Below are 25,496 nucleotides of genomic sequence, written 5' to 3' on the forward strand. Positions count from 1 at the left end.
GCCGCCGTGCGTTATGCCATTAACTGCCCTGACGCGCTGCCATCTGCGGCACGAACAGATCGCTCCACTTCGCCGGACGCGTCTTGATCGTGCCCGCGCGGCTCATGAACTCGACATACTGCATCAGGCCATTGGGCGTGGTGGTGAATTTCATGCCCGGATCGGCCAGAATCTGCTCGATGTCGGCTTGCGGCACGTTCATCTTCGACACGCGCAGGTACGTTTGCGCGGCGCCGACGTGATCCTTGGCGATGTACGCGGCCGCTTCGTCCTGGGCGTCCAGGATCGCCTGCACCAGCTTGGGATTCTGCACGGTGAACTGCTTGGGCGCGAAGACCACGTCGATGGTGATGTTGCCGAGCACGTCGGTGGAATTCAGCACCCGCTTGATGCGCGGATCCTTCAGTTCCTGGTACGAGAACGGCGGCGAGGTGAAGTGCGCCGTGATTTCCGTCTTGCCGGAGAGCAGGGCGCTGACGGCTTCCGGATGGCTCAGGCTGACCGTCAGCGGATCGAGCTTCGCATAGTTCTCGATACCGAAGGCCTTGGCCGCCGCCATTTGCAGCAGCACGGCGGACAGCGACGTCTTGATGCCCGGAATCGCAATCTTGTCCTTCGAGGTGAAGTCCTTGAGCGACTTGACGTTCGGATTGTTCGTGTTGAGCCAGAGCGGGCCGCTCGACAGGGCCGACAGACCGATCACTTCCGAGCGCGGAATGCCGTGCGCCTTCGACCACAGCGTGACGAAGCCCGGCGCGCCCGTGCCCGCGACATCGAGATTGCCGGCGAGCATCGCGTCGTTGATGACATTGCCGCCGTCGAGAACGGTCCACGTCGTCTTCACGTCGCCCAGGCCCAATGCCTTCGCGTGCTTCTCGACGAGATGCTGGTCGCGCATGACCATCAGCGGCAGATAGAGAATGCCGTAGCCGTGCGACAAACGCACAGTGCTCGCTTCGGCGTGCGCGACGTTGCCGAGCGTGGAAAAGGCGGTCGTGGCGGCGAGCGTCAGCGCGCTTGCCCAGCGGGTGAAATGGCGTCGGTTCATGGTGTTGTTGTCTCCGGATAGTTGGAATTATTCATACCCCCGAAGGGGCGTCAATCAGACACTGCCGCAAAAAATCGTGTGAATCGTGAGTCAGTGCTGCATGCCCCAGCGGTGCAGCGTGCGCTTTTCGATGCGGGCGAACAGCAGGTTCTCGACCGCGAGACCGATCAGGATCACGAAGAACAGGCCGGCGAACACGTTGGCCGTCTCCAGCGAATTGCGGTTCTCGAAGATGTACCAGCCCAGACCGCCCGAGCCGGACGACACGCCGAACACCAATTCCGCCGCGATCAGGGTGCGCCACGCAAACGCCCAGCCCACTTTCAGCCCGGTGAGAATGCTTGGGAACGCGGCCGGAATGAGCACATGCCGAACCAGCGCGAAACGTTTGAGCCCGTAGTTCTGCCCCACCATGCGCAGCGTTTTCGATACACCGCGAAAGCCGCTGTGCGTGTTGAGCGCCACGGCCCACAGCACCGAGTGCACGAGCACGAAGATCACGCTGCCGTTGCCCAGGCCGAACCAGATCAGCGCGAGCGGCAGCAACGCGATGGCCGGGAGCGGGTTGAACATGGCCGTGAGCGTTTCGAGCAGGTCGTTGCCGATCTTCGAGCTGATGGCGACGGTGGTCAGCACCGCGGCAAGCCCAATGCCGATGCCGTAGCCGATGAGCAGCGTTTTGAGCGAGACGGCAGCGCGCAGCAGTAGCACGCCGCTGGTCAATCCGCCGGCGAAAGCGCTGACCGTGTCGGTGAAACTCGGGAAGAGCAGCGCGTTGTCGAGCCAGCGGCCGTAGATTTCCCAGATCACGGCGAGCACGCACAGGATGAGAGTCTTGCGCAGCCAGCTTAGCCGATACAGCGTTTCGAAGGTCGACAGCGGACGCTGAATCGACGACAGCTCGGCGGGCGTCGGTTCCAGCACGAATTCCGGCCGGTAGACGGCTTCGAGGGGCGCTTCAACGCTCGCCTGGGGGGACGATGGGGTGTGTTGCGAGGTCATGGCGTTCATGGCCGTCTCCTCAGTGGGCTGCGAACAGCAGTTGATCGATGCGCGTCTCGAGCGCGCTCTGGTGCGCCGTACCGAGTTGCTCCGGGGCGATGCTATTGAGTTCGGCCTTGACCTGGCCGGGGTGCGGCGAGAGCAGCAAAATGCGCGTGCCGATGCGAATCGCTTCGTCGATGCCGTGCGTGACAAACAGCACCGTGAAACGCGTGTCGTCCCACAGGCGCAGCAGTTCGTCCTGCATCTTGCGACGGGTGAGGGCGTCCAGCGCGGCGAACGGCTCGTCCATGAGCAGGACGTCGGGCTCCATCGCCATGCCGCGCGCGATGGACACGCGCTGCTTCATGCCGCCCGAGAGCGTGTGCGGATAGCTGTCGATGAACTTCGCGAGGCCAACCTTTTCGATGTAGTGGCCGGCACGCTCGGCGGCTTCGCGCCGTTTGAGGCGAGCGCTGGCGATCAGCGCGAACTCCACGTTCTGACGCACGGTTTTCCACGGCAGCAGTTGATCGAATTCCTGGAACACCATCATGCGATCGGGACCCGGTTCGGTGATCGTGCGGCCCTTGAGGCGAATCTCGCCGCGGACCGGCGGCAGATAGCCGCCAATTGCCTTGAGCAACGTCGATTTGCCGCAGCCCGACGGGCCGAGCAGCACGAACCGGTCGCCCGGATAGACGTTGAAGCTCACTTGCTGCGCGGCGGTCACCAGGTAATCGTCGGTCTTGTATTGCAGCGTGACGCCATCGATTTCGAGTAAGGGCGGCACCGCGGGCGCAGGGGCCCCGGCGGCGCCCGCATGGGCGGCGTTGTGCATTGCGTGTCTCCTGAGGGATGCTTTTATAATCGGTTCCCATGCTAAGCAGCGAAGCTGTAGCGAAGCTGACACGTCGGGCGCGCAGCACCCGAATGCAGGGGAAACCCCGAGGAAGTCGCCTGCGATTTCCGAGAGAATCCAGAGACCATCACGCACATCCGCCGGGAAGTCGCGAGAAAAGAGCGGGAAAGCAGCGGAAAATACCGGGCGCCCCGTGATCACCATCGAAGGAGACTCAGGAACCATGCGCATCATGCTGGTGGAAGACACCGCCGATGTCGCCGAAGCGATTGCCACCCAGTTGCGCAGGCTCGGCCACGCGCTCGATTGCGAGACCGACGGCGCGGCCGCCGCGGCACGCATCGGCGACGATTACGACCTGCTGATCCTCGACGTCATGCTGCCGCACATCGATGGCTTCGAGTTGCTGCGACGCGTGCGCGAGCGCGGCCTGTCCACACGCGTGCTCATGCTCACCGCGTGCGCGGAGATCGAGGAGCGGGTGCGCGCGCTCGATCTCGGGGCCGACGACTACCTCACCAAGCCGTTCGATTTTCGCGAGTTGGAAGCGCGCGTGCGAGCGCTCATGCGGCGCACCGGGCAGGACGCCACGAATCGGCTGACGTGCGCCAATCTTACGTTGGACCGCAAGAGCCGCGGCGTCGAGGTCGATGGCCTGCCGATCGAACTGACGCGTCGCGAAGTGACGCTGCTCGAAATTCTCGCGGCGCGCCCGGGACGCATCTTCGGCAAAGACGAACTCATGGATCGCCTGTATGGCGACGAGCCGGCACCGAATGCGAACGCCATCGAGCAATATGTGGCGCGTCTGCGCAAGAAACTGGCCGCCGCGCAATTCCAGATTCGCACGTTGCGCGGACTGGGTTATCAACTCGTGCTGTCATGATCGTTCCCGGCCGTTCCCTGTATCTGCGGCTGGTCGTTCGCATGGGCGCCGTGCTGGCGTTCGCCGTGGCGGCGGTGCTGCTCGGCATCTGGTTCTCGACGCGCGCGGCCGTCGACCGCGCGTACGACCGCTGGCTGCTCGGCAGCGCGCTGCAGGTCGCGGAAAACACGTGGTATCAGAATGGCGAGGTCAACGTCGACGTGCCGCTCGCCGCCTTTTCCGCCCTCGCGCCGGGCGATCAGATCTTCTACAACGTGCTCGATCCGAACGGCCGCTCGGTCGCGGGCGATTCGGAGTTCCGTCCCGATATTCCGTGGGACAAGCTGGCCGGCGGGCCGGTCGTGGTCGACGGCACCTACCAGGAGATGCCCATCCGCATCGCCATCGTCGGCCGCCGCATGCCGGTGAGCGCGCCGCATCCGTGGGCCGTGGTGGCACTGGCCCACACGCAGAACGCACGCGTGCGGTTCACGCGCGGACTGGCGGACAACACGTTGCTCATCACCATTGCCACCGGCGTGCTGACAATGCTCGCGGCGTTGTGGACGCTGCGTCAGGCGCTCGCGCCGCTCAAGCAGATCGAAGCGGCCATCCGGGCGCGCGATTCGAACGACCTCGTGCCGTTGGCGGTGACGGCGCCAGCCGAGACGCTGGCGCTCGTCGGTGCAATCAATGACTTCATGCAGCGGCTGGCCACCTCGCGCGCGCTGATGCGTCGTGTCATCGGCGACGCCGCGCATCAATTGCGCACGCCGGTGACGGCGCTCACCGCGCAGGCGGAAATGCTCACGCAGACGCAGGACGAGGCGGCGCGTCAGGCGCATATCGCGCGCATCCAGAAGCAGGCGCGTGGGCTGGGCGGACTCATTCACCAGTTGATCAATCACGCGATGGTGCAGCATCGCGCCGACAGCGTGGCGCCCACGCCGGTCGATCTGAAGGCGTTGTTGCCGGTGGCGATGCGCGAGACGCTGTCGTATGCAACACGCGATATCGATGTGGCCTTTCACGCACCGCCGACGCCCTGCATGATCGTCGGCGATGCACTGAGCTTGCGCGAAGCGATCAAGAACGTGCTGGTCAACGCGCTGGCGTATGGCGCACCGCATCGGCTTCACGTCGATGTGACGCGCGTCGACGATCAATGGCGCGTGCGTTTCTTCGACGATGGGCCGGGCATCCCCGAGTCGGAGTGGCAGCGGGTGCGCACGCCGTTCTCATCGCGCGCCGACGGACGCGAAGGGGCGAGCCTGGGGTTGGCGATGGTGGCCGAGGTGATGCATGCACACGGCGGAACGATGACGTTCGAGTGGGGCCCCGACGCGGGGTTCGCCGTCGTGTTGACGCTGCCGATGGCGGGATGAGCGCGGAACGATAGCGCAAGGGGGCGCAAGGGGTGCGTCAGGATCGCGGCAGGTTCGAGCACGCGTGGCACATCAGCGTGGACAGAGGCAGCGGCGCGTTCGCGAGCCGCTGTCTCGTCAGCGCGTGGACGGTGTCCGCTCGCTCAGAAGCAATGCGCTTGCGCAGGGAACGTGCCGTGCTTGACCGATTGCACGTACGCTTCGATGGCGGCGGCAATGCTCGGTTGGCCTTCCATGAAGTTCATCGAGAACTTCGGTGACTTGCCGGGGAACACGCCGAGCATATCCTGCAGCACCAGCACTTGTCCGTCGCATTCGGGACCGGCCCCGATGCCGATGGTCGGCATCGTCGGCACTTCCGGGGTGACGCGCGCCGCGACGGCGGCCGGAATGGCTTCGAGCACGACCAACTGCGCGCCTGCCGCTTGCAGCGTACGCGCATCGTCGATCAACTGCGTTTGCGCAGCATCTTCGCGCGCCTGAACCTTGAAGCCGCCGAACGCGTGCACCGACTGCGGCGTGAGCCCCAGATGCGCACACACGGGAATGCTGCGCTCCACCAGAAAGCGCACCGTCTCGGCGAGCCACGCGCCGCCTTCGATCTTCACCATTTGCGCGCCGGCCTGCATGACGGCCACGGCGCTCTGATAAGCCTGCTCCTTCGTGCCATAGGTGCCGAACGGCAGGTCGGCCAGTACGAGTGCCTTGTCGACACTGCGCGCGACGCATTCGGTGTGATAACAGATGTCGCGTAATGTGACGGGCAACGTCGTGCGCTGGCCCTGGATCACGTTGCCGAGCGAGTCGCCAATCAGAATGGCGTCGACCCCCACGCGGTCGAGCAGCGCGGCGAAACTTGCGTCATACGCGGTGAGCATGGCGATCTTCTCGCCCCGCTCGCGCATCTGGGCAAGCCCGGGAACGGTCACGGCCTTGCGGTTGGATTCTTGCAGATAACTCATGTCAGCCTCGGTTCATGAGGTGTCGCCCGTTTGCCTGCGCGGCGCGGGCGACGATCAGGGGCGAGCGCCCTTGACGAAGACTTCCTTGCGTCCGCGCATCTGATCGATGCGTTCGACCAGCAGGGCGAAGTCATTGTCGTTATGCGCCGGGTCGAATTGTTCCGTGTCGACCGTCAATACCGGCGCAGCGGCGTAATGATAGAAGAATTCGCCGTAGATGTCGCACAGCGCGCGCAGATACGTATCGGGAATTTGCTGTTCCATCGGGATGGCGCGCTTCTGAATGCGCGCGAACAGCGTCTCGGGACTCGCCTGCAGATGAATCACGAGATCCGGCGCCCGGTGCGGCCGCTCGATGTGCGCCACGAGCCGGCGATACAGATCGAGTTCGTCGGCCGAGAGCGTCAGGCGTGCGAACAGGCCATCTTTTTCGGGAAGAAAGTCGGTGAAGATCGGTTTGCCGTCGATCTCGCGCCGGGCAATTTCTGTCGCTTCGTCGACCCGTTGCAGACAGAACGACAACTGCGCGGGCATCGCGTAGCGTGCGCTGTCGCGATAGAAACGTTCGAGAAACGGATTGAGCGTGGGCTGCTCGAGCAACACTGTGGCGCCGGCGGCATCGGCCAGGCGCTGCGCCAGCGACGTCTTGCCGACCCCGATGGGGCCCTCGACGGCCAGGTAGCGAAAACGCCCGAGCACGGGCGATCTCATGACACGTAGGCGCGCTTCGTCGGGCAGCAGCACTGCTCGACGCGCTCGATGCGCTGGTCGGCGACGCCCTGCAGCAAGGCGCTGACGCGGCCCAGGCCAGGGATGTCGAGTTCGGGAGCGAGATCCGCGAGCGGGCGCAGCACGAAGGCGCGCGCGGCCATGCGCGGATGCGGGACGATCAGGTCGGGTTCGGCGATGCACTCGTTGCCGTACAGCAGCAGGTCGAGATCGAGCGTGCGCGGCGCATTCTTGTACGGTCGCTCGCGTCCGAAATGCAACTCGATCTTCAGGCACAGCGTGAGCAACTGATGAGCGCTCAGGCTCGTCTCAACAGCGACGGCGCAGTTGAGATAGTCGTCGCCGCTCGATTCGATGGGGGCCGTGCGATACAAGTCAGACTTGCCAATGATCGTGACGCCGATCTGCTGCGCCAGGCAGACGATGGCGTCCTTGATCGATTGGCGGGCGTCACCGAGATTCGCGCCGAGCCCGATGTAGGCAACAGTCATGAAGCACCTTCGGAACCATGCTGTCGCGATGATACCCGCTTGCCCTGATTCTCGCTGGTCGCGCTCTCGTTGCCGCCGCCCCCGTCGCCACGTTCGCCGCCCGCGCTTTCGCCACTGCTTCCGCCCGTCGGTTTGCGACGTCGGCGGCGACGCTTGGCGGCCGGCGTGGAGCCCGGTCCGCTGCCTTGGGAAAGCAGGGTGTCGCGTGTCGCGGCGTCGCCTTCGAGGAAGTCGGTCCACCACTGGCCGGCTTCGGCCGGGACTTCACCCGATTCGCAACGCAGCAGCAGGAAATCGTAACCCGCGCGCAGGCGCGGATGCTCGAGCATGCGCAGCGGCGTGCGGCCAACGCGTTTGTCCAGGCGCACCTGCAAGCCCCAGATATCCTTCATGTCGGCGACGAAACGGCGCTGGATCGCCAGCTTGCCGGTTTGCGCGTCGAGCACGTCGTCCATCGCGAGATGCAGCGCCGGAATCGGATATTCGCCCGCACTTTGATAGGCCTGCCACTTTTCGAGCACGAGATGCCAGAGCAGCGCGGCGAACAGGAAGCCCGGCGAGACCGGCTTGCCCGCGCGGATGCGTGCATCGGTGTTGGCGAGCGCCAGCATGACGAATTTCTCGCCCAACGGCTGCTCCAGTACCACGTCGAGCAACGGCAGCAGGCCGTGATGCAGGCCCTGCTCACGCAGTTGCTGCACACATGCCCACGCGTGACCCGAGAGCAGCAGCTTGAGCATCTCGTCGAACAGACGCGCCGCCGGCACGTTGTCGATGAGTGGCGCGAGCTGTGTAATCGGCTCGGCCGTCGCGTCGTCGATCTTGAAGCCGAGCTTGGCCGCGAAACGCACCACGCGCAGCATGCGCACAGGGTCTTCGCGGTAGCGCGTGGCCGGGTCGCCGATCATGCGCAGCACGCGCTTCTGAATGTCTTCCCAGCCGTGGTGATAGTCGTGCACCGTCTGGGCCGCCGGATCGTAATACATGGCGTTGACGGTGAAGTCGCGCCGGGCGGCGTCTTCCTCCTGCTCGCCCCAGACGTTGTCGCGCAGTACGCGGCCCGATTCGTCGGTGACGTGCGTCTTGCGGTCGAGTTCGCCTTTTTTCGGACGACGTGCGCCGATCTGCTCGCTGTCGACGGCATCGACCAGCGCCCGGAACGTGGAGGTCTCGATGATCTCCTGCCCGAACTGCACGTGCACGATCTGGAAGCGGCGACCGATGATGCGCGCGCGGCGGAACAGGCGCTGGACCTGCTCGGGCGTGGCGCTGGTGGCGACGTCGAAGTCTTTCGGGGCAATACCCAGCAGCAGATCGCGCACGGCGCCGCCGACGATGAAGGCCTTGAACCCGGCTTGCTGCAGCGTGTCGGTCACGCGCACGGCGTTCTTCGAGAGCAGGCTCGGATCGATGCCGTGGACCGAGGCGGGGATGACGACCGGTTTGCCGGTCGGGGGCAGGTTGGCCTGGCTGTCTTTGCCAAGCAGTTTCTTGATGAGTTTGCGGATCACTGGAACAACTCGAGAATGGGCCAGCGACGCGCCAGCGCGATGTCGCGCAGCGCCTCATCGGGGTTCGTTGCCACCGGATGGTTCACCTTCTCCATCAGGGGGACGTCGTTGGCGGAATCGCTATAGAAAAAGACGTGGTCGAAATCGTGCCACGTCTTGCCAAGGCCGGCGAGCCAGGCTTCGGTGCGCGTGATCTTGCCCTCGCGGAAGCTTGGCGTACCGACATAGTCGCCGGTGTAACGCGCGTTCGGATCGTTGCTCGCGGTAGCCGGTTCGGTGCCGATCAGGTGATCGATGCCGAACGCCCGGGCGATCGGCCGCGTGACGAACGTGTTGGTGGCCGTCACGATCGCGCACAGGTCGCCGGCCCGACGATGCGTGTCGAGCAGTGCGAGCGCTTCGGGACGAATGTGAGGCAGGATTGCTTCTTCCATGTACTGCGCGTGCCACGCGTCGAGCTGGTCGCGCGGATAGCGCGCGAGCGGCGCGAGGCAGAAACGCAGATAAGCCGGCATATCGAGCCGGCCTTCGCAGTAATCCTGATAGAACGCCTCGTTGGCCTGCGCGTACGAATCACGCTCGACAGCACCCTGGCGCACGAGGAATCGACCCCACTCCTTGTCGCTGTCCGTGGGCAGCAGAGTGTGGTCGAGATCGAAGAGGGCTAAATTGGTCATTGCGCGAATTTTACCTGAAGCTAGGGGCGGCTTACCTGAACCGGCGCGATACCGGTCAGTTTTTCCCTTCGGGGACGGCCGGATCGGTGTGGGTCAGCATCTGGCGCAGCAACGGCAGGGTCACCGCGCGCTTTTGTTCCATCGAAAACCGGTCGAGACGATCGAGCAACGCCATCAGGCTCGACATATCGCGCTCGAAGTGCGTGAGCAGATAGGCGGGCACGTCGGTCGCCAACTGCAACCCTCGCTCGCGGGCGGCATTCTGCAGCGCCTGCTTCTTGCCGTCGTCATCGAGTCCCACAATGTGAAATACGAGACCCCAGCCGAGGCGGGTGCGCAGGTCTTCGCGCAGCGGCATGTCGACAGGCGGCTGGGCGCCTGCGGCCACGAAGGCACAGTGCGGGCGGGCGCGCGTCTCGTTGAACAGGTTGAAGGCGGCGATCTGCTGGGTGGGGGAGAGATGGTCGCAATCGTCGACGCAGTAGACCGTGCTCGCGTCGTCGAACGTAAAGGCGGCCAGCGGGCTGTTCGGGCGCAGATAGCGCGCACTTGGGCCGACGGCATGGCACAGGGCCTCCATCAGGTGGGTGCGGCCGGACCCGGCCGTCCCCCAGAGGTAGATGCCGCGATCGCGCGCCGTGCCGGCCGAGAGTTCGGCGGGCAGGCCGGCGAGCGTTTGCGCCGCCTCGCGATTGGGCCCGACAATGAAATTGTCGAACGTGGCGGGCGGCGGTGTGCCGAGGTCGAGAAACAGTTGCTGGATCACGAACGAGGAAAGCCGGCAAAAGGCTGGCGGAGTGCGGTTTACAGGGCAAGCCGACGTCGGCTTGCGTCCGATATCCGGTTTGCATGCCGAAAGGGCACGCGCATCGGGTAAAATCGCATTTTACCGAACCTTGATGCATTCCCGTCATGTCACACCCTAACGAAACATCCGGCCTTTCCTATCGCGACGCTGGCGTCGACATCGAAGCGGGCGACGCATTGGTCGAAGCGATCAAGCCGTTTGCCAAAAAAACCCTGCGCGACGGCGTGCTGGGCGGCATTGGCGGCTTCGGCGCGCTGTTCGAAGTACCCAAGCGCTACAAGGAGCCGGTGCTTGTTTCGGGGACCGACGGCGTGGGCACCAAGCTCAAGCTGGCCTTCACGCTGAACAAGCACGACACGGTCGGCCAGGATCTGGTCGCCATGAGTGTGAACGACATCCTGGTGCAGGGTGCCGAGCCGCTGTTCTTCCTTGACTACTTTGCCTGCGGCAAGCTCGACGTGGCCACCGCGGCCACCGTCGTCAAGGGCATCGCCCAGGGGTGTGAGCTGGCGGGCTGTGCCCTGATCGGTGGCGAGACGGCCGAAATGCCGAGCATGTACCCGGACGGCGAGTACGATCTGGCGGGTTTTGCGGTCGGTGCGGTCGAGAAGAGCAAGATCATCGACGGCACGACCATCGTGCCGGGCGACGTGGTGCTGGGTCTGGCCTCGTCGGGTGCGCATTCGAACGGTTATTCGCTCGTTCGCAAGATCATCGACGTTGCCAAGCCGGACCTGGACGCCGATTTCCACGGCCAACCGCTGCGCGACGTGCTGATGGCGCCGACGCGCATCTACGTCAAGCCGCTGCTGGCGTTGATGCAGTCGCTGCCGGTCAAGGGCATGGCCCACATCACGGGTGGCGGCATCGTCGAGAACATTCCGCGCGTGCTGCAAGCGCATTTGACGGCCGACATCAAGCAAGACGCCTGGACGCTGCCGCCGTTGTTCCAGTGGCTGCAGGCGCATGGCAAGGTCGCCGACGCCGAAATGCACCGCGTGTTCAACTGCGGTATCGGCATGGCGGTGATCGTCGCGGCGGCTGACGCCGACGCGGCCGTCAAGCACCTGGAAGCGTCGGGCGAGACGGTCTACCGTCTGGGCACGATCCGCGAGCGCAAGGAAGGCGAAGCGCAGACGATCGTGTCGTAAGTCACGGGAGGGCGACGCCCTCCGGATATGCGAAATGTACTGAAAGCCCGCCGGCGATCGCCTCGGCGGGCTTTTTTTATGTCAGCGCTAGGTCAGCGCTTCATCCGCGCCTCCACGGCTCGCATGACATCTTCCAGCGTGGTCTCCATCACGCGCACGAGATCGTCGAGTTGCGCGCTGGGGGCTGCGGCACGAGGCGTGACGCGCAGTGTATGGAACGGCATCGACGGCTCGAAACGTCGCAGCACGAGATCGGAGTCGAGGAAATCGTACGCCGACACCGGATGCAGCAACCCGATGCCGACGTTCTCTTTCACCATCGTGCCGATGTTGATCGAGTAGCGGGCCGTGGCAACGACCTGCTGATGCAGATTGCCCTCGGCAAAGAGTTGATCCATGCCCCAGCGCACCATGTCGGTCGGCTCGTAAGACAGGATCGGCTGCCCCTTCAGATCGGCCAGACGGATCACCTTCTTGCGCGCGAGGACGTGCCCTGCGGGCAGGGCGCAGATCGCGTCGAGCTTGGCGAACGAGACGGCATCGGTCGCGGCCACGTCGATCGTGTTGGTCACGAGGCCGAGCGCGAGCTGATGCGTGACGACCTGGTCGCGAATGAGATCGGAGGCCCCCGTGGTCAGCGCGAGCTGCACGCTCGGATGCAACGCCCGGTAGCCGGCCATCACGCGTGCAAAGAAGCCCAGGCCGAACGACACGACCGACCCCACGCGAATGACGGCCGTGTCGGGGTTACGCAGATTCAGCGCGAATTCGCGGATGTTGTCGAGGCCGGCATAGCGACGCTCGACTTCCTCGAAGAGCGCGAACGCCTCGGCCGTCGGTTCGAGCCGTCCGCGTGCGCGATCGAACAGCGTGAGACGCGTCGAGCGCTCGAGATCGGCCACGAGACGGCTGACCGCGGACTGCGACGTGCCGAGCACCTGGGCCGCTTTGGTGGTCGTGCGCGTGAGCATCAGCGCCCGAAAGGCGTCGATGTGCCGGAAATCCATCGATTCTCCACGGAAGGGTTAGCTGTCGGGGCCCTTGCGCATGGGGCCTACAGCGCGAAAGCGTGGATTCTACCGCCCTTCATCACCATCGGAATCCGCTCCCCCTGGCCGAGCAGACAATCGATCGACGCCAGTGGATTGCCGTCGACGATCAGCACGTCGGCATGCGCGCCGGGCACGATCTCGCCCAACTGGCCCGACTGTCCGAGCACCTCGGCACCGATGACCGTCGCGCTGCGCAGAATCTCCGCTGGCGAGAGCACTTCGGCGCGTAGACGGAATTCATCGCTTTGCAGGCGCTGCGACTCACCCAGCAGATCCGAGCCGTAGCCCATCTTCACGCCGGCTTCGCGGAAGATCTCCAGCGACCTTAGGCCCGCTGCATGAACGTTGGCGATCTTCGCGACGCTATCGTCGGGCAGCCCGAGCGACTTGCCTTCGTTGGCGAGGGCGTCGTACGTCACCAAGGTGGGTACGACGTAAGCGCCTTGCTCGGCCATGTAGCGGGCCGTGGGGGCGTCGACGAGGTTGCCGTGTTCGATGGTGCGCACGCCGCAGCGCACGGCGCGTTCGATGGCCGATGCCGTGTAGGCGTGGGCGAGCACATAGGTGCCGCGCCCGCGCGCCTCCGCGACGATGGCGCGGATTTCGTCTTCGGAATAACCCCAGGCCCCAACGGGATCGGTGGGCGAGGCCACGCCGCCCGAGGCCATGATTTTGATCTGGTCGGCGCCCATTTGCAGCTCTTCGCGCACCGCGCGTCGAACCTCGTCGACGCCATCGGCCACGCGCGACAGGGCGCCGACGCGCACGCAACACGGGCATGGGCCGTCGGTGCCAACGTAGTCGGTGCGCGCGCGCCCGTCGCCGTGTCCGCCGGTCTGGCTGATCGCACGGCCCGACACGAACAGGCGCGGCCCTTCGGCCAGTCCACTCTCGACCGCATGCTTGATGGCGTGTCCGGCCCCGCCCGCGTCGCGCACGGTGGTGAAGCCGCGTCGCAGCATGCCCTGCAGAATCGGCACCGACCGGAGCGTGACGAGCACGTTTGGCAGATGGGCTTGCGAGGCCAGGTTGAGCTGCGTGGCATGCACATGCACATGCAGATCGATCAGTCCCGGCATCACGGTGCGCCCGCGGGCATCGATCTCGCGCGCCGACGCCGCCCGAATCGGCTTGTCCGACACTTCCTTGATGCGTCCGCCTTCGATCAGTACGGCGTGGTCTTCGCGCAGCTCGCCCTTGACCGGGTCGAGCAACGCACAATTCGACAACAGAATCGACTCCATGACCTCTCCTCCAGGATGGTGTGTCAGAGGTTGCCCGGGTCAGCGGGCAACCGTGACTCGCGGGCCTGCAATCTTCAATCGATCGTGGCGTGGGCGAGCGTGCGGGGCGTGCGCGTGAGCATCACGGGGGTATCGCCGGTGACGACCGAGTCGTCCAGACGGAAGCCACCCAGGCCGTAGACATAGATGCCGGGCTCGGCCGAATACACCTCGTTCGCGAGCAGCGGACGGTGGTTGAACGCCATGTCGTCCGGGTATTCGTGGCCGATGATGCCCATGCCGTGGCCCGTGCGATGTCGAATGAACTCACCGCATCCCGCTTTCTCGATGACGGCCTGCGCCGCGGCGTCGATCCCCGAGACGGGCTTGCCGGTCACGGCCGCGTTCACCGCGGCTTCATTGGCGGCGCGCGCGACCTCGTAGTAGCGCGCCTGCTCGCTCGACGGCTTGCCGCAGAACCACGTGCGCTCGTTTTCGATCACGAGACCGTTCAGGCGCGGGATCACGATGTTGACCATGCCGTCGCCCGCATTGATGCGCGCCCCGCACGACGCCCCATCGCCATGCGGCGAGGCCGAGGCGGGGCCGGACAGGGTCCAGCAGCGCATCACTTCGAGGTTTTCGCCGGGGAAGCGCTTGGCGCCTTCCGTGACCATCAGCGCGGCCATCGCGTAGTCGAGTTCCTGCACCAGACGCCCGGGACGAATGTTCTCGCGATACCGGTCCTGCACCCAGTCGGCCAACTCGGCGGCGGCGCGCATGATGGCGATTTCCTCGTCGTGCTTGACCCAGCGCAGGGCGCGCATCTCGGCAAGCATGGGCACGAGCTTCGCGTCGGCCAGCAGGCCAGCGGCGCGCGCCATCGGGCCACCGGCCGCATCGACGCCAATGCGCGAGCCCGCCAGACCGGCGGCGCGCAGCGTGTCGGCGATCAGCGTGGGCACATCGGCGAGCAGCGGCTGGCGCTGGGTCACGCGCGGATGCTCGGCGTAAAGGGTGACGCGATCGAGATCGAGCCACAGATGGCCCCGCTCGCGCGCCATCATCAGGTGATGCGTCGACAGCTCGTTCATCACCGCGAACGGCTCGCCGTTGCGCGGCACGCACACGGCGATGGGGCGCTCCCACGTCTGCACATCGACGTGGAAGTTCGTGGCCCACTGAAAGAAATCGGCGGCGGTGAACACGAGCGCGTCGACGCGCGCGCGGTCCATCAGGTCTTGCATCAGACGATGGCGGTACTGACGTGTCGCATCGGAGAGAGTCGGCATCACGAAGTCCTTATCGGCAAATTGGGGCGAATGTCAGGGGGCAGACGGCCTTGAGCACGACCGATGGACGGGGCCGGCCGGCACGCAAGGTCGCGCGGATCAGGGCGGGCGGGTCGGTCAGGTCATCATCGTCTTCGCATAGCGCCGATGGATGATCCAGTGCGACGCAATGGCGAGCACGAACGTCACCACCATCGAGACGATGGACAGCACCGCGCCGAACGGCCAGTTGTTCGCTTTCGCGATCTGGTCGTAGATCGTGGGCGTCATCATGGTGATGCCGGTGCCGCCGAGCAGTACGGGTGTGGCGTACGCGTTCATGCAGAGAATGAACACGAGCATGGTGCCGGCGGCGATGCCCGGTGCGGCCATCGGCAGGATCACGCGCGTGAGTGTTTGCCAGAAGGTGGCGCCCAGATTGCGCGCGGCTTCCTCGACGGAGAAGTCCATGCCTTCGAGCACGCTTTGCAATGTGAGGATCATGTAAGGCAGCACGACGGCGGTGGTGCCCACCACGACCGCGAACGGCGTGTACAGCAAGCGAATCGGCTGCGGCACGATGTCCAGCGACACGAGCATGGCATTGACGAAGCCGGCCGTGCCGAGCATGACCATCCAGCCGGCCGCGCGCACGACGTTGCCCACCAGCAGCGGGAAGACCAGCAGCATCACCAGCAGGCTCTTGAAGCGGGTTTGTGTGCGCGCGAGCACGTAGGCGACCGGGAAGCCAAACACGAGCGCGAGCGCCGTGCACAGCGAGGCAACCTTGATCGTCGTCCAGAGCACCGAAAGGTAGTACGGATCGGTGAAGAACTTGACGTAGTTCGTGCCGGTCAGTGCCGCCTGCATCATGTCGACCGGATCGAACCGGTTGAAGCTGTAGCGCACCAGTTGCAACCCGGGCAGCACGATGACGAGCAACACCACGAGCGTGGCGGGCGTGGCGAGCGAGCCGCCCGTGAGCGCGCCGCGCACCGCGCGCGCGGTGGCGGCCCGGGAGGCTCGGGCGGCATCGGAAGCCGGTGGGGACGGCGTCATCGCAGGCTCCGGGGTGTCGGCCACGCTCACAGGCCCACCTTGAATTCCTTGTTCCAGAAGTCGAGCAGGGCGGGCTTGTCGGCGGTGAAGCGGGCGTAATCGAGCTTGACCATGCGATCGAGTTCGGCGCGGGTGAAGCCCACGCTTTCCTGCAGCGACGGCGGCAGATTCGCGTTCGTCACGGTCGGCGCATAGCCCATCGTCTCGGCAAAGCCGATCTGGGCGCGCGGATCGAGCATCGCGTTCAGGTAGTTGAAGCCACACAGCTTGGACTGCGAATTCTTCGGCACGGCGGCTTCGAACGTTACCGGCACGGCGCCTTCCTTGGGCACCACGTAATCGATCGGCACGCCCGCTTTCTTCCATTGCAGCGCGCGCGCTTTCCACATGCAGGTGAACCAGATGTCGCCGCTCTTGAGCGCCGACGCCACCGCTTCGTTCGACGGATAGACCTTGGGCTGCTGCGACTTGCGCAACTCGCGCAGGAATTGCACACCCCCGGCCATGTCGCCATCCTTATGGCCGGCCGCGAGCGAGCTGCTCACCACGTTGAAGTTGTAGAGAATGTCCGAGAAACCTACACGGCCCTTGAGTTTGGGATCGAGTGCGGCGGTGAAAGAGTCGGGCTTCGTGCCGAGCTTCTCCGGGTTGTAGACGATCACCATCGCGCTGAAGATGTGCGGGATCGAGTACGGACGGCGCAGCGCCTCCAGAGCATTCGCCAGATTCGGGACGAGCTTGGCGTCGACCGCTTCGAGAATGCCCGAGCGGTTGATGTCGTACATATCGAGATCGGCCAGGCAGGCGACGTCGAGCGAGCCGCGTCGCGATGCCTTCTCGGCGCGCAGCTTCGTCATGCGCTCGACCTGACCGGCCGAGTCGTATGTGACCTTGCCGCCGGCGGCTTCGATGATCGGCTTGCCGATGTTCTGTTCGAGAAGATTCAGATAGTCGCCGCCCCAGGTGCCGACGACCACGTTCGGGCAAGCGGCGGCAGCGTGTGCCGAGAGGGCATCGAGGCCGAGCGCGGGGGCGATCACCAGACCGGAGGCGGTCTTCAGAAACGAGCGGCGGTTCAGGGCGTGCGTCATGTCGTCATCCTTCAAAACGTTGGCCACGAGGTTGGCCAATACATGGGCCGAAGCGGGTGGAAGTGAGGCAGTGTCGTCAGGCGTTGAAAAACAGGCAATCGGTGCTGGCAAAGCATGCGTTGAGGGCGCGGCCCGGGGCATAGCGGCCGACGTCGTCGCGTGCGGTGTTCTGCACGTGCGCGACGAGCATCTCGCCCTGCGGACTCTTCAGACGGAGTTCGAGCGTGGAACCGAGATAGATCGTCTGATCGACCGTGACCGGCATGGCCGTTTCGTTGTGCACAGGCGTGTCGCTCAGGCGCAGGCGCTCGGGGCGAATGCCGAGCGTCGTGGCGTCGGGGGCGGCGCTCGGCAACGCCAGGCGCTCGCCTTTGGCGGTCACGAAATGGCCGTCGGTCATCCGCCCGGCGAGGAAATTCATCTTGCCGAGAAAGTTCGCGACAAATGGATTGGCCGGGCGCTCGTAGAGCGCATCGGCGGTGCCGATCTGCTGCACGCAGCCGTCGTGCATCACGGCTAGGCGGTCGGCAATCGCCAGCGCTTCTTCCTGATCGTGAGTGACGAAGATCGTCGTCAGGCCGAGCCGTCGCTGCAAGGCGCGGATCTCTTCGCGCACTTCGGTGCGCAGCTTGGCGTCGAGGTTGGACAGCGGCTCGTCGAGCAGAAACACGTCGGGACGAATCGCCAGTGCGCGGGCAATCGCCACACGCTGCTGTTGACCGCCGGAGAGCTGGCGCGGATAGCGATCCGCGAGCGACGTGAGACGCACCATATCGAGCGCTTCGCGAATCCGCGTAACGCGCTCGGCACTCGACACGTGCCGCATCTCGAGGCCGAACGCCACGTTCTCTGCCACGGTCATGTGCGGAAAGAGCGCGTAACGCTGGAACACCATGCCGGTGTTGCGTCGATGCGCGGGCAGGCGCGAGACCTCCTTGCCGCCGATCCAGATTTCGCCGGCCGTCGGCTCGACGAAGCCCGCGACCATGCGCAGCGTCGTGGTCTTGCCGCAGCCGCTCGGGCCAAGGAAGGCGACGAGTTCGCCGTCGGCAATTTCCAGCGAGAAGTCCGCCACGGCGGCGGCGTTGCCGTATTGCTTGCGCAGGCTGCGCAACGAGACGTTGGCCATGTCAGATCACCTGGCTGAGTTTGACGAAGCGATCGGTGATCAGCATGACGATGCCGAGCAGGACGATCTGCGCCGCGGAGACGGCAGCAATCGTCGGATCGAGGTTGAATTCGAGGTACTGCATGATCGCGATGGGCAAGGTGGTTTTACCTGGTCCGACCAGCGGCAACGTGAGTTCGAGGTTCTCGAACGACACGATGAAGCTGAAAAGTCCGGCCGCCACGACGGCGGGGCGCAACATCGGCAATGTGACGCGCCACAGTGTGCGCCACGGGCCTGCGCCGAGATTGCGGGCGGCTTCCTCGATGGTGCCGTCGATCTGTGCAAGGCTCGCGCCCACGAGACGCATCGTCCACGGAATGGTCAGGCAGACGTGCGCGATCACGAGTCCGCCGAAGGTGCCGACGATGTCCATGTCGAGCGCGTTTTCGGCGCGCAGATAGAAAAGGTAAGTCGCGATGCCCGCGACGATGCCCGGGACCACGAGCGGCAACAGCAACACATTGCCGAGCGTACGGCGGCCGGGAAAGCGATAACGCGCGAGGGCGAGAGAGGCGGCGACACCGAGGATTACACCGCCGATGGCCGCGCAGGCGGCGAGTTGGAGCGAGAGCAGGAAGCCGTCGGCAAACGCGGCGTTGCGCCAGGCGTTCAAATACCACGAGAGCGTGTAGCCGCTCGGCGGGAACGTGATGATCGCGTCTTTGAAGAAGCTCAGCCAGATGACGAAGATCAGCGGGCTGAGCATGAACAGATAGATCAGCGTGATCCCGGCGCGCACCGCCCATTTCGCGACGGGCACGCGTCGCGCGCCGCCGGTCGGCCGCCGCAGCCCGTCACCCGCCATCCCACTTGGCTCCATCGAAGTCTGCGTCATTGGCGTCCTTCCCGGTATCGTGGATTCGATGCAAATTTGCATTGAACGAAACGTTGATATGCAAATTAGCATATCAAAATCGTCGTGCAAACCGGAAAGCTGTCAGGGTTTCAACGGAGGCTGGAGACGGCTGGGGCGATAAGGCGATGCGGGTTTCGCCGCGTGCGACGCACGCGGGCACGGAACGCCTCGCCGGACGATCAGCGAGGCGGACCACAGGGATGGCGATGCGCTCAGACCTGCCAGAGCGCGCGTACGGCGTCGATGGCGTGTTGCGGGGCGTGGGCGGCCGTGCAGTCGACGATGTGGCGCTCGGGCATCGAGCGCAGCCAAGTGAGCTGACGCTTGCACAACTGGCGCGTCGCGAAGATGCCCTTGTCTCGCATCGTGTCGTAATCGATCTCGCCGTCGAGGTATTCCCATACCTGCCGGTAGCCGACACAGCGCATGGACGGCAGGCCCGGGTCGAGATCGCCGCGTGCGCGCAGGTGTTCGACTTCTTCGATGAACCCGGCCGCGAGCATCAGACGAAACCGTTCGGCAATGCGTGCGTGCAGTACCGCGCGCTCGCCCGGCTCCAGCGCCACCGGCACGAACGTATGGGGCGGTGGTGCGGCAGGTGCCCGGGCTTCTTCGGCAAGCCATTGCGACATCGGTTTGCCCGACAGCACGAAGATTTCCAGCGCGCGTTGAATGCGCTGTGCGTCATTCGGCGCGAGGCGGGCGGCCGTCGACGGATCGACGCTCGCCAACCGTGCATGCATGGCGGGCCAACCCTCGCGCGCGGCGCCCTCGTCGAGTTGGGCACGCACGTCGGCGTTGGCCGACGGCAGTGGCGAGAGACCTTGCGTGAGCGCCTTGTAGTACAGCATCGTGCCGCCGACGAGCAGCGGCCGGCGTCCGCGCGCGGCAATCTCGTCGACGAGACGCAGCGTGTCTTCCCGGAATTGCGCGGCCGAATAGGCGTCGCGCGGATCGATGATGTCGATCAGGTGATGGGGAACGGCGGCCAGCTCGGCCGCGCTCGGCTTGGCCGTGCCGATGTCCATCTCACGATAGACGAGCGCGGAGTCGACGCTGATGATCTCGAGCGGGGTGTCCTGCGCCAGCGCAAGGGCGGCGGCGGTCTTGCCGGATGCCGTCGGGCCCAGCAGGCAGACGATCGGAGGAGATGACGTCATGACCGGCTCAACGTCCCCGCATGAACAACTTGTCGAGATCGCCGAGCGTGAGCTGGTACCAGGTGGGACGTCCGTGATTGCACTGATCGGCGCGCTCGGTCGCTTCCATCTGGCGCAGCAGCGCGTTCATCTCTTCGTGCGTGAGCCGTCGATTCGCACGTACCGCCGTGTGGCACGCGAGCGTGCCGAGCAGTTCATGCTGACGTTCCGTGAGCACGCGCGAACCGCCGTACTGACGTAGGTCCGCGAGCACAGCGCGCGCCAGCGCTTGCGCGTCGGCGCCGTCGAGCAGGGCGGGAATGGCGCGCACGGCGAGCGTGGTCGGCGACATCGCCGCGAGGTCGAAGCCCAGCGCGGTGAGCGTTTCCTGATGCTCTTGCGTCGTGCCGATTTCCACCGGGTCGGCGAAGAACGTCACGGGAATCAGCAGTGGCTGCACCGGCACGCTGCGTTCCACGAGCGCCTGCTTGAAACGTTCGTAGAGAATGCGCTCGTGGGCCGCGTGCATGTCGACGAGCACCAGGCCATAGGCGTTCTGCGCGAGGATGTAGATGCCGTGCAATTGGCCGAGGGCGAAGCCGAGCGGTTGTTCCAGCGCCATGGCGTCGGCGCTGCCGCCGGCGCCTGCCGGCAGGGTGTCGCTGCCGGTGAGTGCCGTGTCGCCTTGCGTCGCCCCGGCATGGCCATACGGCGGCGGGGGCACATCCGTGACGCCCGGCTGACCATACGGGCGCGGTGCGGGGGGCGCGGCGCGTCCGAACAAGTTGTCGTAGACGGACAGCGGTTGCGCCATCGGCAGCGTGCCTTGCTGCATGCGGGGATTCCAACTGCTGCCGCCGCCGATTCCTCCGGCTGGGCGCGCAGCCATCATGCCGCTGCCGCCGCCCCCCAAGGTGGCACCCGGCCCCGCGGCAAGACCACCGCCGTCGGTCAGGTGGGCGGCGTGCGTCGCGCCGCCACTGCCCGCCGCGCGGGCCAGTGCGCGTTGCACGACGTGGAATACGAACTGGTGGACGCTGCGGGCATCGCGAAACCGCACTTCGATCTTCGAGGGGTGGACATTGACGTCGACCAATTGCGGCGGCAGTTCGAAATACAGTACGTAGGCCGGATAGCGGTCGCCGTGAAGCACGTCTTCATAGGCCGCGCGTACCGCGTGGGTGAGCAGCTTGTCGCGCACGAAACGGCCGTTCACGAAGAAATACTGCTGGTCGGCACGCCCACGGCTGGCGGTCGGCAACCCGACGAAGCCCGACAGGCGCAACTCGGCGGCCCCCTCGTCCAGCGCCAGATGCGCGCCGGCAAAGTCGTTGCCGAGCACGCGCGTGACGCGCGTCGCGGCATCGGACGCGTTCCAGTGCTCCACCGCCCGGTTGTTGTGCAGGATCGAGAAGCCCACGTCGGGACGCGCGAGCGCGCTGCGGCGAATAACGTCCATGCAATGACCGAACTCGGTCTGCTCGGTCTTCAGGAATTTGCGCCGCGCGGGGGTGTTGAAGTACAGGTCGCGAACGTCGACCGTCGTGCCCACCGGGCCTGCGGCGGGGGTCAACGCACCGGTGTTGCCGTCGATGGCGCTCGCGTGCGGCGCGTCGGCCTGGCGGCTCGACAACGTGAGCTGGGCCACCGACGCGATGGAAGCGAGCGCTTCCCCACGGAACCCCAACGTAAGCACCGATTCGAGTTCGTCGAGCGAGCGAATCTTGCTCGTCGCGTGACGCGTGAGCGCCAGCGGCAATTGTTCGGCGGACATGCCGCCGCCGTCGTCGGTGATGGCGATGCGGCGTACGCCGCCTTCTTCGAGCTTGATCTGGAGTGCGCGGGCCCCGGCATCCAGGGCGTTCTCGAGCAATTCCTTGACGACGGACGCGGGGCGTTCCACCACCTCGCCCGCGGCGATCTGGCTGATCAGCTGGTCGGGAAGGACCTGGATGGCGCGCAGCGGCGCGAGGCCCGCCGGCATGGGGCCGGGGCGGCGTTCAGGGGCCTCGGTGCCGGTAGGGTCGGGCACGCCGGCCGGGGCGTGTGCAGGGGGGGAGGAGGTCGGGGTCGCAGACATGGGAACCATTATAAAGGTTGCCCTCAAAGACATAGGTCGAGCCAGGTTTCAGCGGGCAATACCCGCAACGGCGCCCGTCGCAGCACAACTCATTCCTGTCATGGGAGGGTTGTAGGCTGGACCATGGATTCGACATACCCGTGACGGTCGGCACCGACCGTCACGGGCCCGACACGACGCCCGACGTCTGCGCTGGTATCATGCGTTCGTCGCGTGCCCGCAGGGACGGGCCGGCGTCCTTTATCTTGAGGAATCGACTTGGATACTTTGGTGCAATTGGTGGAGATGGTGCTCCACATCGATAAACATCTGGGGGTGTTTATCGATCAATACGGAAACTGGGTGTATCTGTTCCTGTTCATGATCGTGTTCGTGGAAACGGGGCTGGTGCTCTTTCCGTTCCTTCCGGGTGATTCCCTGCTGTTCATTGGCGGCGCATTTGCGGCGACCGGTGCGATGGATCCATGGTTGCTCGGCGTACTGCTCTTCATTGCGGCAGTGACCGGCAACACGCTCAACTTCTGGATCGGATCGAAGATCGGGCCGCGCGTGTACGAGAAGAACTGGCGTTTTCTCGATCGCGACGCCTTGCGCAAAACCCACGACTTCTACGAGCATCACGGCGGCAAGACCATTGTGATCGCGCGTTTCGTGCCAATCGTGCGGACGTTCGCGCCGTTTGTGGCGGGAGTGTCGGCCATGTCGTGGGTGCGCTTCCAGCTCTACAACTTGCTCGGCGCCCTGATCTGGGTGACGCTGCTCGTGGGCGGCGGTTACCTGTTCGGCAACCTGCCGATCGTCAAGCAATACCTGAACGTCATCGTGCTGGTGGGCATTTCGGCAGCGGTGGTGCCGATCGCACTCGGCGCGCTCTGGAAACTGGTCACGCGCGGTCGTCGCCGTGTGGCGCAGGGCCAGGGCGAGTAAGGTCGACCGTCGGGCTGATCAGGGCAGGCAGCCACCTCGCAGGTGCAATGAAAAATGGCGCGTCCGGGTGAACTGGCCCCGTAAAGTTGGACGGGAAAATTATGCCGTTAAGGGCTGAGTTCTGTACTACACAGGACTCAGCCCTTTTAGCTTGAGCTTGATGCGATCGTGGTGGCAGGCCGTCAGGCCGTCCGATTCTTCGCGAGGGGCGGATTCTTGGCGAAGTAGGCCTTGATGCCCTTGAGCAGCGCATCGGCGAGCCGCTCCTGGTAGGCCGGATCGTTCAGCGCCTGCTCTTCCTTGGGGTTGCTGATGAAGGCCGTCTCGACGAGCACCGACGGGATGTCGGGGGCCTTGAGCACCGCGAAGGCCGCCTGTTCGACGTGCTTGCTGTGCAGCCGGTCCGCGACGGTCCCGATCTCGGCGAGCAGCGCCGTGCCGAAAACCTTGCTGTCACGGATCTGCGCCGTTGTCGACATATCGAGCAACGCATGCGCTACGGCGCGGTCGTTGGTCTTGATGTTGACGCCGCCGATCAGATCGGACGCGTTTTGCGTCTTTTCGAGCAGACGTGCCGTCGCACTCGTGGCGCCACGCTCGGACAAGGCGAATACCGACGCCCCGTTCGCCGACGGCGAGGTGAACGCATCGGCGTGAATCGACATGAACAGGTCGGCGTCCACGCGGCGCGCCTTCTGCACCCGCACGCCGAGCGGCACGAAGAAGTCGGCGTCGCGCGTCATCATCACCCGCATATTGGGTTGCGCATCGATCTTCTCGCGCAGCCGCTTCGCGATCTGCAGCACCACCACTTTCTCGTAGGTGCCGCTGCTGCCGATCGCGCCCGGGTCTTCTCCGCCATGGCCGGGATCGAGGGCGATGGTGAGCAGGCGGGCGGTCTTCGGTCCGCGTGACGGCGGCGTGAGCAGCCCGTCGTCGTTGCGCTGAGCGAGCGGCGGCATTCTGTCCGTGGCCGAGGGCGCCGGCGGGCGCGAGACGCGCGGGCCAGGCTCACGTTGCGCGTAACGCTGAAAGAACGCTTCGCTCTCCTCCGTGCTCGGCGTGCCCGTGCCCGACGACGGGTTCGAGGGCTGAGCGGGCGGTGTGTTCTGCGCCAATGCCTCGGCCTTGTGGCTGGACTTGGCGAGCAGTTCCATGAGCGGGTCGGGCTCGACCGCCGGATACAGGTCGAACACGGTGCGGTACTTGTAACCCGCGACTGGCGGCAACGTGAAGGATTGTGGCTTCACGCCGGCCTTCAGATCGAACACCATGCGCACGACGCCGGGTTTGAACTGCCCCACGCGCACCTGCATGATCTGCGGGTCGTTGGGTTGGATCTTTGACACGAGATCGCGCAGCGCCGGGCTCAGATCCACTTCGTCGAGATCGATGACGAAGCGGTTCGGACTCGCCATAAGCTGCTGCTGGAACTTGACCGGGTTGTCGGTCTCCAGCGTGACGCGTGTGTAGTCCTTGGCCGGCCAGACGCGCACCGCCACGATGGCGTTGGCGAAGGCGAGACGCGGGCCGGTGAGGGCGAGGATGAGTGTCGAGGCGCCGGCGCGCAATGCACGGCGGCGGCCGGCATTGGGCGATGAGGCGTCGTCGGTACGGCTAAAGCGTTTGATCAGCATGAGTTCAGGCAAGCAAGACCGGCCGGCGTGTAGGCGCTCGTCGTCAGACGGCGGCTGTTGCCGACAGGTTCCAGCCAAAGGCCCAAATCGGGGGTGCCCAGGAGACCTTCGGCTTTCTCCGGCCACTCGACGAGGCACAGGGCGTCGCCTGCAAAGTGCTCCCGAAAGCCCGTGTCGTGCCATTCGGCCGGATCGGCGAAGCGATACAGGTCGAAATGATAGACCGGCAACACGCCTTGTGGTGTGTCGATGTTGTAAGGTTCACACAATGCATACGTGGGACTTTTGACGCGTCCGGTATGGCCCAGCGCGCGCAGCAGGGCACGCACGAGCGTGGTTTTCCCTGCACCGAGGTCGCCCGAGAGCTGCACGTGCAGTCCCGCATGCGCCGGGTCGGTGTGCGCCGCGCGTGCCACGATGGCGCGCGCGAGCGCTGCGGCGAAGGCCTCGGTGGCGGCTTCGTCCGGCAGCGCGAAGATGCGCTCGCCCAGGGGCGTCGGCGTCGATGAATCGGGCATTG

24 protein-coding genes are annotated in these 25,496 nt (G+C 65.2%); 4 read left to right on the top strand and 20 right to left on the bottom strand.

Features of this window, described 5'->3' with window-relative positions; genetic code table 11:
* Window positions 1-19: 19 nt before the first annotated feature.
* The 3 genes from PCE31107_RS06860 to PCE31107_RS06870 all read right to left on the bottom strand — a co-directional run bounded on the left by PCE31107_RS06860 (window position 20) and on the right by PCE31107_RS06870 (window position 2,870).
* Complete coding sequence (locus PCE31107_RS06860) at window positions 20-1,048, bottom strand: ABC transporter substrate-binding protein (RefSeq protein ID WP_150607348.1); 1,029 nt, start codon at window positions 1,046-1,048, stop codon at window positions 20-22.
* 90 nt (window positions 1,049-1,138) lie between these two features.
* Window positions 1,139-2,050, bottom strand: coding sequence for an ABC transporter permease (locus PCE31107_RS06865; RefSeq protein ID WP_174966587.1), 912 nt, complete (start codon window positions 2,048-2,050; stop codon window positions 1,139-1,141).
* A gap of 19 nt (window positions 2,051-2,069) precedes the next feature.
* Window positions 2,070-2,870 (bottom strand): ABC transporter ATP-binding protein, encoded by an 801-nt coding sequence (locus PCE31107_RS06870; RefSeq protein ID WP_150607350.1) that lies wholly within the window; start codon window positions 2,868-2,870, stop codon window positions 2,070-2,072.
* Window positions 2,871-3,114: 244 nt separating this feature from the next.
* Here PCE31107_RS06870 and PCE31107_RS06875 point away from each other — a divergent pair, with 244 nt between their 5' ends.
* A complete protein-coding gene (locus tag PCE31107_RS06875; RefSeq protein WP_017232029.1) occupies window positions 3,115-3,777 on the top strand; it encodes a response regulator transcription factor in 663 nt (220 codons plus the stop codon).
* On the top strand, window positions 3,774-5,141 hold the full coding sequence (locus tag PCE31107_RS06880; protein WP_130026878.1) for a sensor histidine kinase: 1,368 nt from the start codon (window positions 3,774-3,776) through the stop codon (window positions 5,139-5,141). Before PCE31107_RS06875 ends, PCE31107_RS06880 begins: the two co-directional genes overlap by 4 nt.
* A 143-nt stretch (window positions 5,142-5,284) precedes the next feature.
* On the opposite strand, the gene panB is transcribed toward PCE31107_RS06880, so the two are convergent.
* The 6 genes from panB to hda are packed head-to-tail and all read right to left on the bottom strand — an operon-like array spanning window position 5,285 to window position 10,277.
* Window positions 5,285-6,103 carry a 3-methyl-2-oxobutanoate hydroxymethyltransferase gene (gene panB / locus PCE31107_RS06885; protein ID WP_150607352.1) on the bottom strand — a complete coding sequence of 273 codons (819 nt, stop codon included), beginning with the start codon at window positions 6,101-6,103 and terminating at the stop codon, window positions 5,285-5,287.
* Window positions 6,104-6,157: 54 nt separating this feature from the next.
* Window positions 6,158-6,814 carry a deoxynucleoside kinase gene (locus tag PCE31107_RS06890; RefSeq protein ID WP_026131614.1) on the bottom strand — a complete coding sequence of 219 codons (657 nt, stop codon included), beginning with the start codon at window positions 6,812-6,814 and terminating at the stop codon, window positions 6,158-6,160.
* On the bottom strand, window positions 6,811-7,323 hold the full coding sequence (folK, locus tag PCE31107_RS06895) for a 2-amino-4-hydroxy-6-hydroxymethyldihydropteridine diphosphokinase (RefSeq protein WP_130026876.1): 513 nt from the start codon (window positions 7,321-7,323) through the stop codon (window positions 6,811-6,813). The genes PCE31107_RS06890 and folK overlap by 4 nt, the downstream gene beginning before the upstream one ends.
* Window positions 7,320-8,810, bottom strand: a complete 1,491-nt coding sequence (gene pcnB / locus PCE31107_RS06900) for a polynucleotide adenylyltransferase PcnB (protein WP_425494715.1) — start codon at window positions 8,808-8,810, stop codon at window positions 7,320-7,322. The genes folK and pcnB overlap by 4 nt, the downstream gene beginning before the upstream one ends.
* A 20-nt stretch (window positions 8,811-8,830) precedes the next feature.
* A complete protein-coding gene (locus tag PCE31107_RS06905) occupies window positions 8,831-9,511 on the bottom strand; it encodes a histidinol-phosphatase (protein WP_130027947.1) in 681 nt (226 codons plus the stop codon).
* 55 nt (window positions 9,512-9,566) lie between these two features.
* Entirely contained in the window at window positions 9,567-10,277 is a 711-nt protein-coding gene (gene hda / locus PCE31107_RS06910; RefSeq protein ID WP_017232036.1) for a DnaA regulatory inactivator Hda, read from the bottom strand.
* Window positions 10,278-10,423: 146 nt separating this feature from the next.
* Between hda and purM the strand changes: the two genes are divergently transcribed.
* Window positions 10,424-11,470 (top strand): phosphoribosylformylglycinamidine cyclo-ligase, encoded by a 1,047-nt coding sequence (purM, locus tag PCE31107_RS06915; protein ID WP_130026874.1) that lies wholly within the window; start codon window positions 10,424-10,426, stop codon window positions 11,468-11,470.
* Between the two features lie 92 nt (window positions 11,471-11,562).
* On the opposite strand, the gene PCE31107_RS06920 is transcribed toward purM, so the two are convergent.
* From PCE31107_RS06920 to mutL, 9 genes are all read right to left on the bottom strand, one after another.
* Window positions 11,563-12,477, bottom strand: a complete 915-nt coding sequence (locus tag PCE31107_RS06920; RefSeq protein WP_150607356.1) for a LysR substrate-binding domain-containing protein — start codon at window positions 12,475-12,477, stop codon at window positions 11,563-11,565.
* 47 nt (window positions 12,478-12,524) lie between these two features.
* Complete coding sequence (locus tag PCE31107_RS06925) at window positions 12,525-13,766, bottom strand: metal-dependent hydrolase family protein (protein ID WP_130026872.1); 1,242 nt, start codon at window positions 13,764-13,766, stop codon at window positions 12,525-12,527.
* Between the two features lie 74 nt (window positions 13,767-13,840).
* A complete protein-coding gene (locus PCE31107_RS06930) occupies window positions 13,841-15,037 on the bottom strand; it encodes a M24 family metallopeptidase (RefSeq protein WP_150607358.1) in 1,197 nt (398 codons plus the stop codon).
* Between the two features lie 117 nt (window positions 15,038-15,154).
* Entirely contained in the window at window positions 15,155-16,075 is a 921-nt protein-coding gene (locus PCE31107_RS06935) for an ABC transporter permease (RefSeq protein WP_240756052.1), read from the bottom strand.
* A 26-nt stretch (window positions 16,076-16,101) separates the two neighbouring features.
* Window positions 16,102-17,166, bottom strand: coding sequence for an extracellular solute-binding protein (locus tag PCE31107_RS06940; RefSeq protein WP_026131728.1), 1,065 nt, complete (start codon window positions 17,164-17,166; stop codon window positions 16,102-16,104).
* Between the two features lie 76 nt (window positions 17,167-17,242).
* Entirely contained in the window at window positions 17,243-18,295 is a 1,053-nt protein-coding gene (locus PCE31107_RS06945) for an ABC transporter ATP-binding protein (RefSeq protein WP_130026869.1), read from the bottom strand.
* A gap of 1 nt (window position 18,296) precedes the next feature.
* Window positions 18,297-19,172 carry an ABC transporter permease gene (locus tag PCE31107_RS06950; RefSeq protein ID WP_130026868.1) on the bottom strand — a complete coding sequence of 292 codons (876 nt, stop codon included), beginning with the start codon at window positions 19,170-19,172 and terminating at the stop codon, window positions 18,297-18,299.
* Window positions 19,173-19,405: 233 nt separating this feature from the next.
* Complete coding sequence (gene miaA, locus PCE31107_RS06955) at window positions 19,406-20,353, bottom strand: tRNA (adenosine(37)-N6)-dimethylallyltransferase MiaA (RefSeq protein WP_150607360.1); 948 nt, start codon at window positions 20,351-20,353, stop codon at window positions 19,406-19,408.
* Window positions 20,354-20,360: 7 nt separating this feature from the next.
* Window positions 20,361-22,316: a DNA mismatch repair endonuclease MutL gene (gene mutL / locus PCE31107_RS06960; protein WP_425494716.1), complete on the bottom strand. Its 1,956-nt coding sequence runs from the start codon at window positions 22,314-22,316 to the stop codon at window positions 20,361-20,363.
* A 354-nt stretch (window positions 22,317-22,670) separates the two neighbouring features.
* Between mutL and PCE31107_RS06965 the strand changes: the two genes are divergently transcribed.
* On the top strand, window positions 22,671-23,339 hold the full coding sequence (locus PCE31107_RS06965; RefSeq protein WP_017232728.1) for a VTT domain-containing protein: 669 nt from the start codon (window positions 22,671-22,673) through the stop codon (window positions 23,337-23,339).
* 182 nt (window positions 23,340-23,521) lie between these two features.
* Here the strand turns inward: PCE31107_RS06965 and PCE31107_RS06970 are convergent, their stop codons facing one another.
* Together PCE31107_RS06970 and PCE31107_RS06975 are read right to left on the bottom strand one after the other, a co-directional pair.
* Window positions 23,522-24,988 carry an N-acetylmuramoyl-L-alanine amidase gene (locus tag PCE31107_RS06970; protein ID WP_150607364.1) on the bottom strand — a complete coding sequence of 489 codons (1,467 nt, stop codon included), beginning with the start codon at window positions 24,986-24,988 and terminating at the stop codon, window positions 23,522-23,524.
* Window positions 24,970-25,494: a bifunctional tRNA (adenosine(37)-N6)-threonylcarbamoyltransferase complex ATPase subunit type 1 TsaE/phosphotransferase gene (locus tag PCE31107_RS06975; protein ID WP_017232730.1), complete on the bottom strand. Its 525-nt coding sequence runs from the start codon at window positions 25,492-25,494 to the stop codon at window positions 24,970-24,972. The genes PCE31107_RS06970 and PCE31107_RS06975 overlap by 19 nt, the downstream gene beginning before the upstream one ends.
* Window positions 25,495-25,496: the final 2 nt, after the last annotated feature.

Source organism: Pandoraea cepalis (assembly GCF_902459625.1).
GTDB lineage: Bacteria > Pseudomonadota > Gammaproteobacteria > Burkholderiales > Burkholderiaceae > Pandoraea > Pandoraea cepalis.

What these genes read in the sequence shown, in the direction of transcription:
- PCE31107_RS06860 (WP_150607348.1), bottom strand. Translation starts at nt 1,048, where the DNA reads ATGAACCGACGCCATTTCACCCGCTGGGCAAGCGCGCTGACGCTCGCC.
- PCE31107_RS06865 (WP_174966587.1), bottom strand. Translation starts at nt 2,050, where the DNA reads ATGACCTCGCAACACACCCCATCGTCCCCCCAGGCGAGCGTTGAAGCG.
- PCE31107_RS06870 (WP_150607350.1), bottom strand. Translation starts at nt 2,870, where the DNA reads ATGCACAACGCCGCCCATGCGGGCGCCGCCGGGGCCCCTGCGCCCGCG.
- PCE31107_RS06875 (WP_017232029.1), top strand. Translation starts at nt 3,115, where the DNA reads ATGCGCATCATGCTGGTGGAAGACACCGCCGATGTCGCCGAAGCGATT.
- PCE31107_RS06880 (WP_130026878.1), top strand. Translation starts at nt 3,774, where the DNA reads ATGATCGTTCCCGGCCGTTCCCTGTATCTGCGGCTGGTCGTTCGCATG.
- panB (WP_150607352.1), bottom strand. Translation starts at nt 6,103, where the DNA reads ATGAGTTATCTGCAAGAATCCAACCGCAAGGCCGTGACCGTTCCCGGG.
- PCE31107_RS06890 (WP_026131614.1), bottom strand. Translation starts at nt 6,814, where the DNA reads ATGAGATCGCCCGTGCTCGGGCGTTTTCGCTACCTGGCCGTCGAGGGC.
- folK (WP_130026876.1), bottom strand. Translation starts at nt 7,323, where the DNA reads ATGACTGTTGCCTACATCGGGCTCGGCGCGAATCTCGGTGACGCCCGC.
- PCE31107_RS06905 (WP_130027947.1), bottom strand. Translation starts at nt 9,511, where the DNA reads ATGACCAATTTAGCCCTCTTCGATCTCGACCACACTCTGCTGCCCACG.
- purM (WP_130026874.1), top strand. Translation starts at nt 10,424, where the DNA reads ATGTCACACCCTAACGAAACATCCGGCCTTTCCTATCGCGACGCTGGC.
- PCE31107_RS06920 (WP_150607356.1), bottom strand. Translation starts at nt 12,477, where the DNA reads ATGGATTTCCGGCACATCGACGCCTTTCGGGCGCTGATGCTCACGCGC.
- PCE31107_RS06925 (WP_130026872.1), bottom strand. Translation starts at nt 13,766, where the DNA reads ATGGAGTCGATTCTGTTGTCGAATTGTGCGTTGCTCGACCCGGTCAAG.
- PCE31107_RS06930 (WP_150607358.1), bottom strand. Translation starts at nt 15,037, where the DNA reads ATGCCGACTCTCTCCGATGCGACACGTCAGTACCGCCATCGTCTGATG.
- PCE31107_RS06935 (WP_240756052.1), bottom strand. Translation starts at nt 16,075, where the DNA reads ATGACGCCGTCCCCACCGGCTTCCGATGCCGCCCGAGCCTCCCGGGCC.
- PCE31107_RS06940 (WP_026131728.1), bottom strand. Translation starts at nt 17,166, where the DNA reads ATGACGCACGCCCTGAACCGCCGCTCGTTTCTGAAGACCGCCTCCGGT.
- PCE31107_RS06945 (WP_130026869.1), bottom strand. Translation starts at nt 18,295, where the DNA reads ATGGCCAACGTCTCGTTGCGCAGCCTGCGCAAGCAATACGGCAACGCC.
- PCE31107_RS06950 (WP_130026868.1), bottom strand. Translation starts at nt 19,172, where the DNA reads ATGACGCAGACTTCGATGGAGCCAAGTGGGATGGCGGGTGACGGGCTG.
- miaA (WP_150607360.1), bottom strand. Translation starts at nt 20,353, where the DNA reads ATGACGTCATCTCCTCCGATCGTCTGCCTGCTGGGCCCGACGGCATCC.
- mutL (WP_425494716.1), bottom strand. Translation starts at nt 22,316, where the DNA reads ATGCCGGCGGGCCTCGCGCCGCTGCGCGCCATCCAGGTCCTTCCCGAC.
- PCE31107_RS06975 (WP_017232730.1), bottom strand. Translation starts at nt 25,494, where the DNA reads ATGCCCGATTCATCGACGCCGACGCCCCTGGGCGAGCGCATCTTCGCG.